Source organism: Bacteroides sp. RTP31139st1_H2_RTP31139_211217 (assembly GCF_040227615.1).
Classification (GTDB): Bacteria; Bacteroidota; Bacteroidia; order Bacteroidales; family Bacteroidaceae; genus Bacteroides; species Bacteroides uniformis.
The window spans coordinates 2698-3252 of sequence record NZ_JBCNZM010000201.1 but is presented as its reverse complement, the minus strand read 5'-3'; the positions used below and the strand labels follow the sequence as shown (position 1 = coordinate 3252).

The following is a 555-nucleotide window of genomic DNA, read 5'->3' as shown; positions in this document are numbered from 1 at the left end:
GTGGTATCTTCTAAAATGTCGAGAATAGAAAGCATGAGTAGGGAATTAATAATTAAAAATTAAACATCGCAGGTAGGAAGCTGAACATTAATCATTAAAAATTAAACGTCAACCATTAAAAATGAAGCTCCGCTTTGCACTGCGCAGCCCTTTAATTTTTAATTTTCAATTTTTAATTATGAACGACCCTGTCGTTCAACTCTGCCAGCTTGGCATTGTTCCAGCGGTCGGTTGTCCCCACCAGGTAGCCGGTGATGCGTTGCAGCTTGTCGATATGCTTGCTGCCGCACTTCGGGCATTCTTCCAGGTTTGGGGTGGAGTTTTCGTGGCCGCACTCCAGACAGCGGTTACGGTTGTGGTTTACCGAACCGTAGCCGATGTTGTATCGGTCCATCATGTCCACTACACGCATAATGACTTCCGGATTGTGGGTGGCGTCACCGTCTATCTCCACATAGAAGATGTGTCCGCCGCGGGTCAGTTCATGATAAGGAGCCTCCACTTCCGCTTTGTGGCGGGCGCTGCATTTGTAGTATACGGGCACGTGGTTGGAGT

The 555-nt window shown here is 47.6% G+C and carries 1 pseudogene; it reads right to left on the bottom strand.

From position 1 onward, the window contains the following. Nucleotides 1-172: 172 nt before the first annotated feature. A pseudogene (nrdD, locus tag ABUA47_RS21595) lies at nt 173-555 on the bottom strand (anaerobic ribonucleoside-triphosphate reductase); the annotation flags it as partial.